Below are 15,493 nucleotides of genomic sequence, written 5' to 3'. Positions count from 1 at the left end.
CCGAACAACCCCGTGCCGGCAGCCCTTGCCCAGCCGGCCGGCCCTGGGGTAGCCTGGCCACCCAAGCCAAAGCCCGGCCAACTGCTGGTTGGCCGGGCTTTGGCTATACGTCGGGTTTTCCTGGGCAAAAGCTACTCGGCGCTAGGAGCAGCCGGCGCTTCTGCGGTGGCCGAAGGCGTGGTGCCATCGGCCGGGCGGGGGCCTTTGCCCCGGTTGCGGCCGCCGCGCTTACGGCGGCGCTGGCCGTCGGGCTTGTCGCCCTCGGCGCGGGGCTCGCGCGGGGCCGTGTTTTCGGTGCCTTCGGGGCGCGGCTCACGGGGCGGGCGCGGGGGGCGGGGAGAGTGGCTGGCGCCATCTTTTAGCCCGCCTTCGGGACGCGGCTCGCGGGGGGGGCGGGCTTCGCGGGGCGGGGCTACGTAGGCAGCTACGGGCGTTTGGCCGGCATCAATGGCGGCCAGGCGGGCAGCAGCCTGGGCCAGGCGCTCGGCGCGCTGTGGGTCGTTTTTGGCGTTGCCGTCGCGGCGGGGACCGCGGTCGCGGCTACTCTGGCGGTCGCCTTCGGCGCGGGGCGGGCGCGGGCCACGGTCACCTTCGGGGCGGGGGCCGCGGTCACGGCTGCCGCCCCGGCCCCCTTCGCGCGGGCCGGTTTTGCCGCGCAGGCCACTAAAGCGCTTGGGGTCGAACTCGGGGGCGGGGCCGTAGCCCAGGCCTTCGGTAATGGCCTGCTTCTCAATCTCGCGCTCGATAAGCTTCTCAATTTTGACGATGCGGTCCTGGTCCTGGTCGGCGATGAAGGTGATGGCCGTGCCTGTCGTAGCCGCCCTGGCCGTGCGGCCAATGCGGTGCACATAATCCTCAGCGGCGCGGGGCACGTCGAAGTTCACCACGTGGCTCAGCGAGTCGATATCAATGCCCCGGCTCACCACGTCGGTGGCCACGAGGATGGGAAATTGCTTGTTCTTGAACGCGCGCATGGTGGCTTCGCGCTCCTCCTGGGTGCGGTCGGAGCTGATGCCCTGGGCCGGGTAGCCCAGCTTGTTGAGCGAGCGCACAATGCCCGCCACGGCCGCCTTCTTGCTGGTGAAGAGCACCATGCTCTGCACGTCCTGGGCCTTTATGAGGTGCTCCAGTACCGGCAGCTTCTGGTGGTCGAAGGTCATGTAAAACTGCTGGTTGATGCCCGCCGCCGGCTTGCTCACGGCCAGGCGCACCTCGTCGGGCTCGTGCAGAATCTGCTGCGAGAAGTCGCGGATTTTGCTCGGCATGGTGGCCGAGAATAAGAGCGTCTGGCGCGTTTTGGGCAGCTGGCGCACAATGTTCAGAATGTCATCGGCAAAGCCCATGTCCATCATCTTATCGGCCTCATCAAGCACCAGATACTTGAGGTCGTCGAACTTGACGTACCCTAGCTGCATGTGGGCAATGAGGCGGCCCGGCGTGGCAATAATAATGTCGGCGCCCGAGGTGAGGGCGCGCTTCTGCTGCTCCCAGTTTTCGCTTTTGCCGCCACCGTAAATGGCAATGGATGAGGCTTCTACAAAGTAGCCGAAGCCCGTCACCTGCTCATCAATCTGGGTGGCTAGCTCGCGGGTAGGCACCAGTACCAGGGTGGAAGTAGTGCCGTGCTTGGCGTGCGAAATCTTGTCGAGCAGCGGCACGAGGTAGGCGGCCGTTTTGCCGGTGCCGGTCTGGGCGCAGGCAATGAGGTCTTTGCCGGCCAGAATTTTCGGAATCGCCTGCTCCTGAATGGGCGTGGCGTTGAGGTAGTTCATGGCGTCCACGCCGGCCAGCAGGTCGTCGTGGAGGTTGAAATCGTGGAAAGTCAAGGTTCAGCTAATGAAGTGAGAAATAGGGGCTGACCTTGTATTCCCGGGCCAGCAAACCGCTTGATTTAGAACAAAGGTAAGCCGGATAAGTGCCCCGCTTGCGGGCTGCTACGTAGGGGTAGCTTTCGCTTGCCGCTTTATCGCTTATCCTTGCTGAGCGGCAAACCAAAGCTGCCCCTACCTGCTCTTATGGCCCTCGACCGCTTTTCCGCCCAGGCTGCGCACTACGCGCGCTATCGAATTGATTATCCGCCCGAACTATACGCCTGGCTTTTGCCCCAGGTGCCTAACCGCCTGCGCGCCTGGGACTGCGCCACCGGCAACGGCCAGGTGGCGGCCGTGCTGGCCCAATACTTTCGCGAGGTGGAGGCTACCGACCTCAGCGCCAGCCAGCTGGCCTTGGCGCCCGGCTTGCCCAACGTGCATTACCAGGTGGCAACTGCCGAGCACACGCCTTTCCCCGACGACTACTTCGACCTCATTACGGTGGGCCAGGCCGTGCATTGGTTCGACATCGAGGCTTACCACCGGGAGGTGCGGCGCGTGGCCGGCCCCGGCACCGTGCTGGCCGAGTGGGGCTACGGCCTGTGCCGCCTCGACAGCGACGCGCTGAACCAGGTGCTCGATGAGTTTCACGACCAGACTTCCGCGCCGTACTGGGATACCAACCGGCAGCATATTACGGAGGAATATGCCCGCATTCCGTTTCCGTTTGCCAGGGTGCGGCGGGCGCACTTTTCGGTGGTAAGGTACTGGAAAATAGAGGATATGCTGGGCTACTTGCGCAGCTGGTCGGCCACGGCCAACTACGCCCGGCAACACGACGGGGCCGATATGGTGGCCCTCGTGGCCGATAAGCTGACGCAGCTGTGGGGCGCGGGCGAGCGTGCAATTGCGGTGCCCATTTTTGCGCGGGCCGGCGTGGTGTAGCCGCTAGGGCTGCGCTGTAATAAAGCTGCCCTTCGAGCGATGTAGCTGGTCTGGCTTCTTTCTCGTGAAACGATGACTCCCAATCTTCCCTTTGCCGGCCTGCGCGTGCTGGAGCTGGCTACCGTGCTGGCCGGCCCGCAGGTGGGCCAGTTTTTTGCCGAGCTGGGCGCAGCGGTGCTGAAAGTGGAGCCGCCGGCCGGCGACGTGACGCGCACCTGGCGCACCCCCGGCGACGACCCCGATAGCTCCGTATCGGCCTACTTTGCGGCGTCTAACTGGGGCAAAACCTCCGTGCCGCTCGACCTGACAGAGCCCGCTGCCCAGGCCGAGCTGCAGCAGCTGGCCGCCCAGGCCGATGTGCTGATTGCCAGCTATAAGCCCGGCGATGCCGAGAAATTTGGCGTTGGCTACGCCGCGCTGGCGGCGGCCAACCCGCGCCTCATCTACGCCCACCTCACGGGCTACGGCCCGGCTAGCCCGCGCGTGGGCTACGATGCCGTGCTACAGGCCGAAACCGGCTTCATGCACCTCAATGCCGCCAGCCCCGCCGACCCGCCCCAGAAGATGCCGGTGGCCCTCATCGACCTGCTGGCTGCGCACCAGCTTAAGGAAGGCATTCTGACGGCGCTGTATCAGCGCGAGAAAACCGGCCGGGGGGCTTTGCTGGCCGTGAGCCTGCTCGACAGCGCGCTAGCCTCGCTGGCCAACCAGGGGGCAACCTGGCTCGTGACCGGCCGCGACCCCGTGCCGCTAGGCTCGGGCCACCCCGGCATTGTGCCCTACGGCACCGTGTACCGCGCCGCCGATGGCCAGCGCCTCGTGCTGGCCGTGGGCACCGATGCCCAGTTTCGGCAGCTGTGCCTGGTGCTGATGCGCCCGCGCTGGGCCCAGGAGCCCCGTTTTGCCACCAATCCGGCGCGGGTGCGCCACCGTGCGGCCCTCGAAGAGCTACTGCTTGTGCGCATTGCCGAACTCAACGGCACGGCGCTGCTGCACGAGCTGGCGCGGCTAGGGGTGCCGGCCGGGGCCGTGCGCTCGGTAGGCGAGGCCCTAGCGCACGACTCGGCCCAGGGTATGCTGCTGCCCGCCCCGGGCGGGCAGTTTCCGTACCAGGGGCTGCGCACGGTGGCTTTCCGCAGCAGCACCTGGCCGCTGGCCACGCACCTCACCGAGCCGCCGCCCCTGGCCGGCTAGGGGTGGCGGGGGCGGGGTAAGCTCGGCCGTGCAACGCCGGAGCGTACTTTGCCGTTGAGCCAGTTCTTACTCTCTTTCCATGAATTCTGCATTTGCGTCGCGCCTGCTTGGGGCGCTGCTGCTAGGGCTATTGTTGGTGGTGCAGCAGCCAGCGCGGGCCTACTCAGTGCTCAGCCACCAGGCCAATATCGACTCCTGCTGGCTGCCGTGCCTGCGGCCGGCCATCGAGCGTCGTTTTCCGGGCGGCACTCCCGATGAGCTGCGCGAAGCCAAAGCCTATGCCTACGGCGGCTCCATCATCCAGGACATGGGCTATTATCCGTTTGGCTCGGCGCTGTTCACCAACCTAACGCACTATGTGCGCTCGGGCGATTTTGTCGAGAACTTGCTGAAAGAAGCCAAAGACCGCAACGAATATGCCTTTGCGCTCGGGGCCCTGGCCCACTATGCGGCCGACATCTACGGCCACGAGCTGGGCATCAATAAATCGGTGCCGCTGCTTTTTCCCAAGCTCAAGGCCGAATACGGCCCGGTAGTTACCTACGAGCAGGACCCAATCGCCCACGGCCGCACCGAGTTTGCCTTCGATGTAACGCAGCTGGCCGCCGGCAAATACCGCTCGGCCGAGTACCACGGCTTTATCGGCTTTAAGGTGAGCAAAGAGGCGCTGGAGCGCGCCTTTGCCCGCACCTACGGCCTGGAGCTGAAGCAGATTATTTTCAACGTGGACCTGGCTCTGGGCTCGTACCGCTTTGCGGTGCGCAATCTTATTCCGCTGGCCAGCCGGGCGGCCTGGCGGGCCAATCGGCACGAGTTGCGCAAGGTGAATAAGCGTATTCGCCGCCGCGATTACGTGTATAAGCAAAGCAAGGAAGAGTACGAGCAGGAGTTTGGTACCAGCTACGAGCGGCCCGGGTTTGGGGCGCGCATCGTGGCCGGCATCATTCAGGTTTTGCCGAAGGTGGGCAAGCTCAAGAGCCTGAAGTTTATTGCGCCCTCGCCCGAGGCACAGGCGCTGTTTCGGGCGAGCTTTCGCCAAACGATGGTGACGCTGTGCGCCTTCACCAACGAGCAGATGGCCACCACCCAGGCGCCGCCCGAGCTGGAAAACACCGATTTTGACACCGGCCACCCCACCAGGCTCGGCGAGTATAAGCTAGCCGACCGCACCTATGGCGAGTGGGTGCGCGAACTCGACAAAAATAACTTCAAGGACCTGTCGGTGCCCATGCGCCAGAATATTCTCACCTTCTTCTCCAACGCCGGCAGCGCGCCGATAGATGAGGAAGAAAAGGAAAAGGACAAGCGCCTGAAAACCGAAGAGGCCCTCACGCGCCTGCGCGCCCTGAAAATGTAGCAGCCCGCGTATGGGGCGTGGCAACCGGGCTAGCCTTAGTTTTCGCCGCGCCCCTCGCGCAGGCCGGGCGGCGGGGTGCCCTGGTTGCCCCGGATGGTAGGGATGCCCATTTTTTCCTCCCGCTTTTGCTGGTAGCGGGCAAACTGCGCGGGCGTGAGCACATCCTTAAGCTGGTCGAGGCGGGCCAGGCTGATGTCATCAATGTAGCCCCGCAGCTTGGCGGGTTCCTGGCCGTAGCGCTGGCGGGCCGTTTCGACGTTGCGCACCGAAGCAGTGTTGATAACCCGCACTTTTTCGGTTTGGGCGGGCGTCAGGCCCAGCGCCTGGGTCATGTTGGCCGTGAGAGCCTCGGCACGGGCGCTGGCGCTGGTAGCAGCTTGCGCCGCCGGGCGGGCCGCCGGAGCCTGGGCCTGGGCAGCCTTCGGAACAGCCCCTAGCAAAGCACAGGCACTAAGAAAGGATAGCGAAAATTTGAGCATGATAACGGAAGGAGAGCGGCACAGCAGTTGGCTAGGCGCAGTTTAACTCGCCGGCAAGGTTAAAAGGTTTCTTTGCCATTTCAGTGCCGAAAATTACGCGCATAAAAAAAGCCGCTGGCTACCAGCGGCTTTTTTTTGTGCAAGGCGGAAAGGCTACTTGGTAATCGAGTAAACCTTATTGTTGAGGTCCAGCTTGATAGTGTAGGTACCAGCCGTGGCCACGGTGATGTTAGAGCCATTGGCTACAATGGCGCCACCCGTGGCGCTGTTGCTGCCGTAGTTTACATCCCAGGCACCGTTGGCCCGGAACTTGAAGTCGCCAGCGTTCAGGGTGCGGGTGATGTCAAACGTCTTCGTGTCGCAGTTGTAAGTCAGGGGCACGTCCGTGCTCCAGTCTACGCCCGCCGGGCCGATGATGCTCCAGGTAGACGAGCCAGCCGGGGGCACGCACACCTTATACGTCGTCACTTTCAGGGGCAGCACGTTGGAAACGGTGGTCGAGTTGGTGGCGTAGCTAGCGTTCAGGCGTACTTCCACATCGGTAGCCGTGCCGGGCGTCACGCCCAGCGTAGTGAGGGCCGTGTTCAGGTCGCTCACGGTCAGGGCCGTGTTCGGGCCATTGCCGGCCGGCAAAGAAACCGGGGCGCCAAAGTTGTGGCCCTTCGTATCTACCTGGATATAATACGTGATGGCGGGCTTGTACGTATTGTCCGCGTTAGCCCACACCAGGGACGATACGGGCGTCCAGGTATAGGTAGCGGCCGTTTGCGTGGCATTGGCCTGCGCTAGCACCACGGTGTTGGTGGTCGAGGTAAGCGTAGGCGAGTTGCTCGGCGTCAGGGTAGCCCGAACTTCGTCCTTCTTACAGGCCGAAAAGCTCAGCGAAGCGAGCGCAACGGCCCCAAGCGCAAATTTAGTAATCCAAGATTGCATGGGAATAATGACTGGTGGGTGGAGGAAGTGGTGGTAAGCTTTCTTAGGCGCTGAATGCTTCACAAAGTGAAATAATTCCAGCGCCTAAGAAAGTTATCAGCCGAGGTTAGTAGCCGGGGTTTTGCACCAGGTTGGTGTTGATGCTAAGCTCCGAAGAAGGCAGCGGGAAAAGCTGGAAGTGGTCGTCCACATCGTTGCCGTTGATGGAGGCGCCACCCTTCCACTGCCAGGGCGACACCTGGTAGTTGTTAGCCGGGTTCTTGTAGTTCTTGGTGTACTGCCCGAAGCGAATAAGGTCGGTGCGGCGGGTAGCCTCCCAGTACAGCTCACGCGAGCGCTCATCGAGGAAGAACTGGAAGCCGTTGGCCGTAAGTGTAGCAGCCGTTACGGCACCGGCAGTACCGCCGGGCTGTCCTTTAAAGGCACGGTTGCGCACGATGTTCACGTACTGCAACGCCAGGCTGGCATCACCCGTACCGCCGCGCGATACAGCTTCGGCATAGGTCAGGTACATATCGGAGAGGCGGAACATGGGGTAGTCGGTGTCTACGAACGTCGCGTCCGAGCCAGCTACGCCGGCCACGTTGATGTTGCGGTACTTCACCGGCACGTAGCCGTATTTGAAGTCCGTCTGCGACGTTACGTCCAGGGTCTGGCCCGCCGTGTGGAAGTTACCCCGCTGGTCGGCCGCCGTATCCGGGAATTGCTTGAAGAGGCTAGGGGTGGTGCGGTTGCCGCCCCAGCCGCCGCCAATGCCGTAGGGCACCGGGCTCCAGTCCGAGTTGGCCGTGCCATACACGGCAGCGTGGGTCAGGAAGGTAGTGCCGCCATACGACTGGCTCAGCTTGCCATCGAACACCACCGGGAAAATAACTTCCGTGTTGCTCTTGTCATTGTCGGCCAAAAACAGCTTGGCGTAGCCATTGCGGGCCAGGCGGCTGCCGCTCGTGCCGTTAGCCATCAGGCTGTAGCCGGCGTCGATTACTTTCTTGGCATAGGTAGCGGCGTTGGTGTAGCACGCGGGGGCAGCGGCGCTACCAGCGTAAGTTACCCCGTTCAGGTACATTTTGGCCAGTAGGGCGTAGGCGGCAGCTTTGTCGGCGCGGCCATACTCGTTGGTGCGGGCGTCCTTCAGCGAGCTGTCGATGGCCTTCAGCTCCGTTTCGATGAAGGTGTAGAGGGCCGCCCGGGTAATCTGCTTAGGCAGCGTCGAAGTACCAATCTGATTGCTCTCATCGATGAACGGCGGGTTGCCGTACAGGTCCATGAGGTGATAATAGGCCATTGCCCGCAGGAAACGCACCTCGGCCCGGTAGTTCGCTACGTTGGCCGCATCAGCACTGGCAATGCCGCGCGAAGCCAGCTTGGCATCGGTCGACTCTTGCAGGTAGCTGTTGCAAATCGTAATCGTGTACAGCAGGCGGCTGTACAGGCCCCGCACCAGCACCCCGCTAGGGGTCCAGTTGAAGTTGTGCCAGTCCTGCACGCCCGGGTCACCCCAGGCAATAACGCCCTCGTCGGTCGTCAGGGTCTGGGCGCTCCAGTACTGGCGGATGTAGTCCGACGTGCCCTGGTCAATCCCTTGGATGTCGCCGCTCGACGCATCAGGCCCGCCGGGCCCGGTTACGGCAAAGCCGGAGTATACTTTGGCCAGCTGGTTTTTGTAGCCAGCAGCATCCTTGTACACCACATCCGCGCTCAGGTCGTAGGTCGGCGTGCGGTCAAGGTCCTTGGTGCACGAAGGAGCCACCAGCAGCACCGAGGCGGCTAGCGAGAAGACCTGAGCACTACGAATAAATGATTTTTTCATGACTGGGTGGGAGATGACTTAGATGTTCAGGTTCAAGCCAAAGGTATAGGTGCGCGGGCGGGGGTACGTGTTGTTGTCAACCCCATTTGCAATCTCGGGGTCGAGGCCCGTGTATTTCGTGATTACGAAGATATTTTGAACTGCAAACGAGAGGTTTAGATTCCCGCGGTCGCCGAAGACTTTGCCCACGTTGTAGCCGAGCGTAGCGTTCTGCATACGCAGGAACGAGGCGTTCTGGATGTAGTAGTCCGACGAATAGTGGTTCGTGGCGTTGGCGTTCGGAAACTGCGTGAACAGGGCGTCGGTGGTTACGTTGCCCAGGAACGAGCTTGAGCCCGTGATGCCGTAGTAGTTGCCCTGGCCCGCCTGAATGTTGTTGTACACGTAGTTGCCGATGTTGCTACGCAGCGTGAAGGCCAGGTTCAGCTTCTTATAGGTCATGTTCGAGCTGAAGCCCAGGATAACTGGGGGGGCCGACTGCTTGTAGTAGTAGCGGTCGTTGCTGTCTACTTTGCCATCACCGTTGAGGTCAACATACACGCCGTCGAGGGGCTTGCCGTTGGCATCGTATACCTGCTTCGATACGTAGAATGTGGAGGAGGGCTGGCCCACGGAGAAGATGCCGATGTTGGTACCAGTGCCGCCCGAGATACCCTGCGTTTCGATGCCCGGAAAGCCGGGCTGCTGCGGCCCGAGCGACAGAATCTTGTTCTTATTATAGGTGCCGTTCAGGTTAATGTCCCAGCGGAAGTCCGTGGTGCGCACCGGGTTGATGTTCAGGTTCACTTCAACCCCGCGGTTTTCCAGCGAGCCCACGTTGAACACGTAGTAGTTGGTGAAGTTGGTGCCGCCGGCCAGGTAAATGCCGTTCAGCAGGTCGGTCGTTTTGCGGTAGTACGCATCAACCGAGGCCGTGATGCGGCCATCGAGGAAACCGAAATCCATACCTGCGTTGTAGGTAGTGGTGGTTTCCCACTTCAGGTTGCTGTTGTAGCCTAGCGGCGAGTAGGGGTCGTAGGCCACGCCGCCAAACAGGTACTGGGCGTTCAGGGTGTTGCGGGTATAGCGCGGGATGGTCGGGTAGTCGCCGGCAATGCCGAACACGTCCTGCTGGCCGGTGCGGCCGTAGCCCAGGCGCAGCTTCAGTTCCGAGAACGTGGTGTTGTCCTTCAGGAAGTCCTCACCCTTGATGCGCCAGGCAATAGAGGCGGCCGGGAACAAGGCATTGCGGTTATCCGGGTTGAAGCGCGACGAAGCGTCGTTACGCAGCGTAGCGGTCAGCAGGTAGCGGTCCTTGAAGTTGTAGTTGGCGCGGCCGTAGAACGAGAGGATGGTGTACTGCGTGCGGGTCGGGTTAACCGGCGCCTGCGTGCGGATAATGAGCTGCGGCTGGCCGCTGGCATCGTAGTTGCCATCCTGGCCCAGGTAGCCAGCAAAAGCCGGCGAAGTGGTCAGGAAATCCTGGTAGGAGTAGCCAGCCAGCAATTCGATGCGGTGGTCGCCCAGCTGCTTGCTGTAGTTGAGGTAAAACTCGAGCAGCTTGTTCTGGCGGTTCTGCTCATACAAGGTGTACGAGCCGCCGCGGGCGTTGGCCGTAGCCGCCGTGGGCGCGAAAGGCGTGTTAAAATAGGTGCTGGCCAGTTGGGTGCTCTGGTTTTTAGCCCCGTTGCTGCGCGTCACGTCGTAGCCCAGGTTCAGGTTGGCGTGCAGGTCGGGCAGGAAGTGCAGCTTATAGTCGAGCTGAACGTTGCCGATGCTGCGCAGTACCGTGCTGCGGTCGCGGGTCAGCATGAGCTGGGCCACCGGGTTCGAGGGTACGTTCTGCTGGGGCGGGCTGTTGGGGTTGCTCGGGTTCTGCAGGTACTCGAAGTAGCCGCCGTAGGCCGAGTTGCCCGAGTACACGGGCAGCGTGGGGTTGAATGCCGCTGCCCCACCAATGGTGCCGTTATCAGCAAAGTTGTTGTCCGTTACCGAGCCCTTCACGTTCAGGTTGATGCGCAGGTGGTCATCCAGCAAAACCGGCGTCAGGCTGATAGAGCCCGAGTTACGAATCAGGCGGTTGGTAATCAGAATACCCTGCTGGTTGAGGTTGCCATACGACACGCGGAACGGTACCGACTTGCCAATCGAGCCCGTCAGGCTCAGGTTGTTGTCGTAGGTCATGGCCGTGCGGAAAATCTCATCCTGCCAGTTGGTGCTGGCCGTGCCGAGCAGGTTGGCTTTGGTGGGCGCAATCTGCGCTACCGCCGCCCGAAACTCATCGGCCGACAGCACGGGCAGTGCGTTATAGCGGCGCGAGAGCGACGTTTGCGAGCTTACATTCACCGTTACGGCTTCGCCGGCCAGGCCCTTTTTGGTAGTAATAAGGATAACGCCGTTGGAAGCGCGCGAGCCGTAGATGGCCGTAGCCGAGGCGTCCTTCAATACCGTAAAAGTCTCGATATCATTGGGGTTGATAAGGGCTAGCGGGTTGGAAGCCCCGGTTACGCCATTGCCCTGGCTGTTGTCAACGGGCACCCCGTCGATAACAATCAGCGGGTCGTTGTTGGCGTTCAGCGACGAGCCGCCGCGGATACGAACCGTAGTGGTAGAGCCCGGGGCCCCGCCGCCGTCCGTAATCTGCACGCCGGCTACTTTGCCCTGCACCAGCTGCTCGGGGTTGGTAACCTGGCCTTTTACGAAATCCTTGTCAGATACCGTTGTTACCGAGCCGGTTACGTCCTGGCGGCGCTGGGTGCCGTAGCCTACTACCACCGCCTCGCCGAGGGCCGTAGCATTCTCACTGAGGCGCTGGGCCGGTACGGTAGCCGTTTGGCCGGCTACCACCGTCACGGGCTGGCGCACCGTAGAGTAGCCCACAAACGAGATAACCAGCGTGCGGGCACCAGCCGGCACCCCCGAAATGGTGTACGTACCATCGGCGTTGGTAGAGCCGCCTACCGAGGTGCCATCAATGAGTACCGTTACGCCCGGAATGCCTTCGTTCTTCGCGTCCGTCACGCGTCCGTTAACGGTCCCGGTACCTGCTTGAGCCCAAGCCCCTAGCGAGGCAGTGAGGCCGAGTAATACAAAAAGGAGAAACCGTAGTTTCACCAGGTAAGGGTGTTTCATAAACTTGAAACTGGGGTGGGGAAAAGTGAAATAGAAATAATTAGTTGTGGAAGGAGTAGCTAAAGCAAAAAAGACTCCTGATTTAAGTAGCTGCCCAGCCTGTAAAAAGAGCCAAGAGCTTCGCAAAACATCTGCAATCGATTGCAGACAGGGGAAGGGAAAATGTTAAAAAAACGGGTAGAATCTACACCAAGATAAGCCAGCTACCGGGCAGAAACCAACTTCGCAAGCCTGGGAAATCCGTGTGCACAAACCGATTTCTATCGCAGCAGGCCGCGCCAGGGCGTAGCGCTCACCTAAGTGGAATGATAAGGCAGAGAATAGCAATGCTTATGAATGTGCATTCATGCTTTGCTGCTGCTTGAAGGACTATTTGCAAAAAATTGATACTTAACAATTTGATAAAGGTGGCTGCTGCTGAATGAAAGATGGGCGCAGCCAGCAGGTTGCGGAAGCCACCCGGCCTGCACGAAGCCACACCTGGTGCCAGCGGCCATGAGCCGCGAGAAATCAGCCAAAAAAAAGTCGCTTGCGGGCTGCAATTGCGGGTAGCTAACCGCAAAGCGCTTCTCGAAGCCGGGGAGGCAAAGGTACGGATGCCACCGAGGCTAGCTTTCGCATTTTGAAACGGTGCCGAAACGCCCTGTTTATAAGTTGGTAACTCCTTAAAAGGCCGGGTGCTTGCCAGCTACCAAACGCCCTCCGTACTTTTGAACGATTTCGTCCCCCTTTCATGAAGCCATTTCCATACGCTCTAGCCTTCAGTCTGTGGCTGCTCGTGGTAGCTGTAAGTGCCACTGCGCAAACGCGCCGGCCAACTCCTGGCAAGCCCGCGCCCGGCAAAAATACGCCCAAAGGCCGGCCAGGAGCCAAAGTAGCCGCCCCGCCCGCTCCCATGGAAGAGGCTAAGCGGGTTGAGGCGGCGGCCGACGAGGACAAGCCGCCGCTCGTTATCAGCCGCATAAAGCTCAAGGACCCGGTCCTGGTTTTTTATCAGCAAACCGGCCCTCCCAACGCCGTGCAGCAGCTGTTGATGGACGAGAAAAGCTTGGAGCTGCTCAAAACCACGTCGCTGGAAGACCTGGTGGCCCGCCGCGAAGTATTCATTGATGGCCTGGGCAACTACGACCCGCCCAAGGGCACTAACGATGCTCAGAAATTCCGCCTCACCGGCGTAAGCATTCTGGCTAACAGCGAAAAGCGCAAAACTGCCCCCGACGGCCACAGCACCTACGCCCGCCTGAAGGTGCCTAGCCCCGGCGACCTATATGTGGTGCGCGAGTCGGCGGAGGAATACCGGCATTTTGTGAGCGGCCCGCAAAAAAAAGGCTCGCGCATTGACTTTAGCGTCAATGCGTTGCCCGGGGTCGATTCGGTGCGGGCCGTGTACACACTGCGTAAGATTGACGCATCGGAGCGGGGAAACGGGGGCGACGTTATTCGGTGAGCAACTCGGTAGATACTAATGCCGCCCCCGCCAGGAAGCCAGTGCGCTGGTGCGGGCTGTGGCTGGGGCTAGCCCTGGCCGGGCCGGCTGCCTCGGCCCAAACCACGCTCCGCATAACGGCCGTGCCGGCCACCACCCCAGCGGGCCAGGCGCTCTACGTAGCCGGCTCTTTCAACAGCTGGCAGCCCGCTGACCCCAGCGGCGTGCTGGCCCGCCAACCCGATGGCAGCTACCAGCTTACGCTACCCGCCAGCGTGCGCGGCCCCCAGGAGTTCAAGTTTACGCGGGGCTCGTGGGCTGCCGCCGAGGCTACCGCGCAGTACCAGCCGGTGGCCAACCGGCAGGCTACGTTTAGCGGCGAGCCTACTACGCTTACCTTTCAGGTGGCGGCCTGGCAAGACCAGCGCCCGGGTGGCACCCCGGCGCCCGGCCCCAAGGCCCACACCCGGGCGCCCAATGTGCGGGTACTGGCCGACTCTTTCCGGCTGCCGCAGCTAGGGGGGCGCGCCCGCCGCGTGTGGCTGTACCTGCCGCCCGGCTACGGGGCCAGCCCGCACAGGCGCTACCCGGTGCTGTATCTGCAGGATGGCCAGAATATTTTTGACGAGGCTACCGCTTTTGCCGGCGAGTGGGGCGTTGATGAAACGCTCAACCGACTGGCCAGGGAGGGGCAGGACCCGACGGGCTGCCTTGTGGTGGCCATCGACAACGGGGGCGCACGCCGGCTCGACGAGTATTCGCCCTGGGTTAATGCCGAGTACAAAAAAGGCGGCGAGGGCGACCAATACACTGATTTTCTGGCCCTCACCCTCAAGCCCTACATTGATGCACACTACCGCACCCGGCCCGATGCGGCGCACACGGCCGTTGCGGGCTCCAGCATGGGGGGGCTCATCGCCTTTTATGCGGGGCTGAAGTACCCGCAGGTTTTTGGGCGGATTGGGGTGTTCTCGCCCGCCATCTGGTTTGCCAAGGACTCGCTTTTGCGCTACGAGCAGCGCCGGCCCGCGCCGCTAGCCAGCCGCTTTTACTTCGTGGCCGGCCCGGCCGAAAGCGAAACCATGGTGCCCCTGATGAACGAAGTACGCCAGGGCCTGCTGGCTAAAGGTGTGGCCCCTAGCCACATCGCCTTCAAAGCGCCCGCCGATGGCCGGCACGCCGAGTGGTTCTGGCGGCGCGAGTTTGGCCCCGCCTACCGCTGGCTGCTGGCTAAGTAGCCGGGCAAGGGGGGCATAATCTCCGCAAAAATCAGTTCTAAACTTGTGGATGTGAGGCCGGGCCTTATATTTGCCACCACATGAACCGCCAGCACCTAGTCATTATCGCGATGTATTGCCGACCCAAACCGGGCCCCGGAATCGCGCGTCATGGCCAGCTGGCCCGAGCACTCAGCAACTAATATGCGACCGCTCTTCTCGTTCAGCTAAGCTTCACAGCCCGATTCCAGACTTCTGGAATCGGGCTTTTTTTTTGATTGTTTCCTTTTCATTACCGCCATGTCACTGCACTTGCTCGCCCGCCCTCACCACCCCGCCGCGCCCGCCTCGGGCATGGTCTGGAAGATGTTGTTCGACCGCCAGCAGGCGCTGCTGCACCGCTGGGCTAGCCCTGCCTTCGGCCGCGCCCTGGTCGAATTGGGCTTGCGCCGCGATGCCTTGCCCAACCTGGCCCAGGTAGCCCAGGTGGTGCGCCAGCGCACCGGCTGGACGCTGCTGCCCACCGGTCAGCCCCTGAGCGAGGCTACTTACTATGCAGCGCTGGCCCGGCGCGAGCTGCCGGTGGTGACGAGGTTGCGCAGCTTCAGTGAGTTTGACCAGCCGCCGGGCGGCCCCGACTTGTTTGCTGACCTGTTTGGCCGGGTGCCGCTGCTGCTGGAGCCGGGCTATGCGCAGGCGCTGCAAGCGCTGGGTCAGGCCTGGGAGCTGGCTACCACCCCGGCAGCTACAGTGCTGCTACGGCGTTTTACCCGCGCCACCTTCGAGCGGGGCCTGTTGGCTAACCCGGGCGGGCGGCCGCAATTTTACGGAGTGGCGCTGCTCACCTCGGCGCGCCACCTGCACGCAGCCGCCGCGGCCGATGCCGCTACGTATGCGCCGCTAGCCAGTGCCGTGCCGCAGCTAAGCCAGCCCACTGCGGCCGAAGCCGACCTCACGGCGGTTGGCCCGCCGGTGTACTACGTGGCCGAAAGCTGGGTTGACCTGGCCGCTGCCCTGCAGCAGCTGCGCCAGCAGTTGGTGAAAGTGCAGCGCCAGTCGCTGGCTGGCCGGCCATTGCCCTTTGCCGCGGCTCCGGCCACGCTCAATGGGCGCGGCCATGCCTTTGCGGCGCGCATTCCGGGAATGCGCCAGCAGGACTAGCCAGCCCGTTGCTAGCCCCACCTTACTAAAAAAGTCCCTGCTTCGTGCG

11 protein-coding genes are annotated in these 15,493 nt (G+C 62.2%); 6 read left to right on the top strand and 5 right to left on the bottom strand.

What is annotated here, in order from left to right; translation table 11 throughout:
• Positions 1 to 131: 131 nt before the first annotated feature.
• On the bottom strand, positions 132 to 1,772 hold the full coding sequence (locus tag Q5H89_RS00970) for a DEAD/DEAH box helicase (protein WP_305017943.1): 1,641 nt from the start codon (positions 1,770 to 1,772) through the stop codon (positions 132 to 134).
• Positions 1,773 to 2,015: 243 nt separating this feature from the next.
• On the opposite strand from Q5H89_RS00970, the gene Q5H89_RS00965 reads away from it, so the two are divergent.
• The 3 genes from Q5H89_RS00965 to Q5H89_RS00955 all read left to right on the top strand — a co-directional run bounded on the left by Q5H89_RS00965 (position 2,016) and on the right by Q5H89_RS00955 (position 5,307).
• Positions 2,016 to 2,756: a class I SAM-dependent methyltransferase gene (locus Q5H89_RS00965; RefSeq protein ID WP_305017414.1), complete on the top strand. Its 741-nt coding sequence runs from the start codon at positions 2,016 to 2,018 to the stop codon at positions 2,754 to 2,756.
• A gap of 72 nt (positions 2,757 to 2,828) precedes the next feature.
• Positions 2,829 to 3,950: a CaiB/BaiF CoA transferase family protein gene (locus tag Q5H89_RS00960; protein WP_305017413.1), complete on the top strand. Its 1,122-nt coding sequence runs from the start codon at positions 2,829 to 2,831 to the stop codon at positions 3,948 to 3,950.
• Between the two features lie 79 nt (positions 3,951 to 4,029).
• The gene (locus Q5H89_RS00955; protein ID WP_305017412.1) at positions 4,030 to 5,307 is read left to right on the top strand and encodes a zinc dependent phospholipase C family protein; all 1,278 of its coding nucleotides are present in this window, start codon (positions 4,030 to 4,032) and stop codon (positions 5,305 to 5,307) included.
• A gap of 35 nt (positions 5,308 to 5,342) precedes the next feature.
• Here the strand turns inward: Q5H89_RS00955 and Q5H89_RS00950 are convergent, their stop codons facing one another.
• From Q5H89_RS00950 to Q5H89_RS00935, 4 genes are all read right to left on the bottom strand, one after another.
• Positions 5,343 to 5,786 carry a hypothetical protein gene (locus Q5H89_RS00950; protein WP_305017411.1) on the bottom strand — a complete coding sequence of 148 codons (444 nt, stop codon included), beginning with the start codon at positions 5,784 to 5,786 and terminating at the stop codon, positions 5,343 to 5,345.
• Positions 5,787 to 5,939: 153 nt separating this feature from the next.
• A complete protein-coding gene (locus Q5H89_RS00945; RefSeq protein ID WP_305017410.1) occupies positions 5,940 to 6,719 on the bottom strand; it encodes a SusE domain-containing protein in 780 nt (259 codons plus the stop codon).
• A 106-nt stretch (positions 6,720 to 6,825) separates the two neighbouring features.
• A complete protein-coding gene (locus Q5H89_RS00940; protein WP_305017409.1) occupies positions 6,826 to 8,529 on the bottom strand; it encodes a RagB/SusD family nutrient uptake outer membrane protein in 1,704 nt (567 codons plus the stop codon).
• A gap of 18 nt (positions 8,530 to 8,547) precedes the next feature.
• On the bottom strand, positions 8,548 to 11,640 hold the full coding sequence (locus Q5H89_RS00935) for a SusC/RagA family TonB-linked outer membrane protein (RefSeq protein WP_305017408.1): 3,093 nt from the start codon (positions 11,638 to 11,640) through the stop codon (positions 8,548 to 8,550).
• Positions 11,641 to 12,373: 733 nt separating this feature from the next.
• Here Q5H89_RS00935 and Q5H89_RS00930 point away from each other — a divergent pair.
• The 3 genes from Q5H89_RS00930 to Q5H89_RS00920 all read left to right on the top strand — a co-directional run bounded on the left by Q5H89_RS00930 (position 12,374) and on the right by Q5H89_RS00920 (position 15,444).
• Positions 12,374 to 13,087, top strand: a complete 714-nt coding sequence (locus tag Q5H89_RS00930) for a hypothetical protein (RefSeq protein WP_305017407.1) — start codon at positions 12,374 to 12,376, stop codon at positions 13,085 to 13,087.
• A complete protein-coding gene (locus Q5H89_RS00925) occupies positions 13,084 to 14,304 on the top strand; it encodes an alpha/beta hydrolase (RefSeq protein ID WP_305017406.1) in 1,221 nt (406 codons plus the stop codon). The genes Q5H89_RS00930 and Q5H89_RS00925 overlap by 4 nt, the downstream gene beginning before the upstream one ends.
• A 279-nt stretch (positions 14,305 to 14,583) precedes the next feature.
• Positions 14,584 to 15,444: a hypothetical protein gene (locus Q5H89_RS00920; RefSeq protein WP_305017405.1), complete on the top strand. Its 861-nt coding sequence runs from the start codon at positions 14,584 to 14,586 to the stop codon at positions 15,442 to 15,444.
• Positions 15,445 to 15,493 lie beyond the last annotated feature (49 nt).

Origin of the sequence: Hymenobacter cheonanensis (assembly GCF_030581075.1) — a bacterium.
Classification (GTDB): Bacteria; Bacteroidota; Bacteroidia; order Cytophagales; family Hymenobacteraceae; genus Hymenobacter.
The sequence above is the reverse complement of the archived record's forward strand: the minus strand, read 5'-3'. Positions and strand labels throughout refer to the sequence as shown.

What these genes read in the sequence shown, in the direction of transcription:
- Q5H89_RS00970 (WP_305017943.1), bottom strand. Translation starts at nt 1,772, where the DNA reads ATGAACTACCTCAACGCCACGCCCATTCAGGAGCAGGCGATTCCGAAA.
- Q5H89_RS00965 (WP_305017414.1), top strand. Translation starts at nt 2,016, where the DNA reads ATGGCCCTCGACCGCTTTTCCGCCCAGGCTGCGCACTACGCGCGCTAT.
- Q5H89_RS00960 (WP_305017413.1), top strand. Translation starts at nt 2,829, where the DNA reads ATGACTCCCAATCTTCCCTTTGCCGGCCTGCGCGTGCTGGAGCTGGCT.
- Q5H89_RS00955 (WP_305017412.1), top strand. Translation starts at nt 4,030, where the DNA reads ATGAATTCTGCATTTGCGTCGCGCCTGCTTGGGGCGCTGCTGCTAGGG.
- Q5H89_RS00950 (WP_305017411.1), bottom strand. Translation starts at nt 5,786, where the DNA reads ATGCTCAAATTTTCGCTATCCTTTCTTAGTGCCTGTGCTTTGCTAGGG.
- Q5H89_RS00945 (WP_305017410.1), bottom strand. Translation starts at nt 6,719, where the DNA reads ATGCAATCTTGGATTACTAAATTTGCGCTTGGGGCCGTTGCGCTCGCT.
- Q5H89_RS00940 (WP_305017409.1), bottom strand. Translation starts at nt 8,529, where the DNA reads ATGAAAAAATCATTTATTCGTAGTGCTCAGGTCTTCTCGCTAGCCGCC.
- Q5H89_RS00935 (WP_305017408.1), bottom strand. Translation starts at nt 11,640, where the DNA reads ATGAAACACCCTTACCTGGTGAAACTACGGTTTCTCCTTTTTGTATTA.
- Q5H89_RS00930 (WP_305017407.1), top strand. Translation starts at nt 12,374, where the DNA reads ATGAAGCCATTTCCATACGCTCTAGCCTTCAGTCTGTGGCTGCTCGTG.
- Q5H89_RS00920 (WP_305017405.1), top strand. Translation starts at nt 14,584, where the DNA reads ATGTCACTGCACTTGCTCGCCCGCCCTCACCACCCCGCCGCGCCCGCC.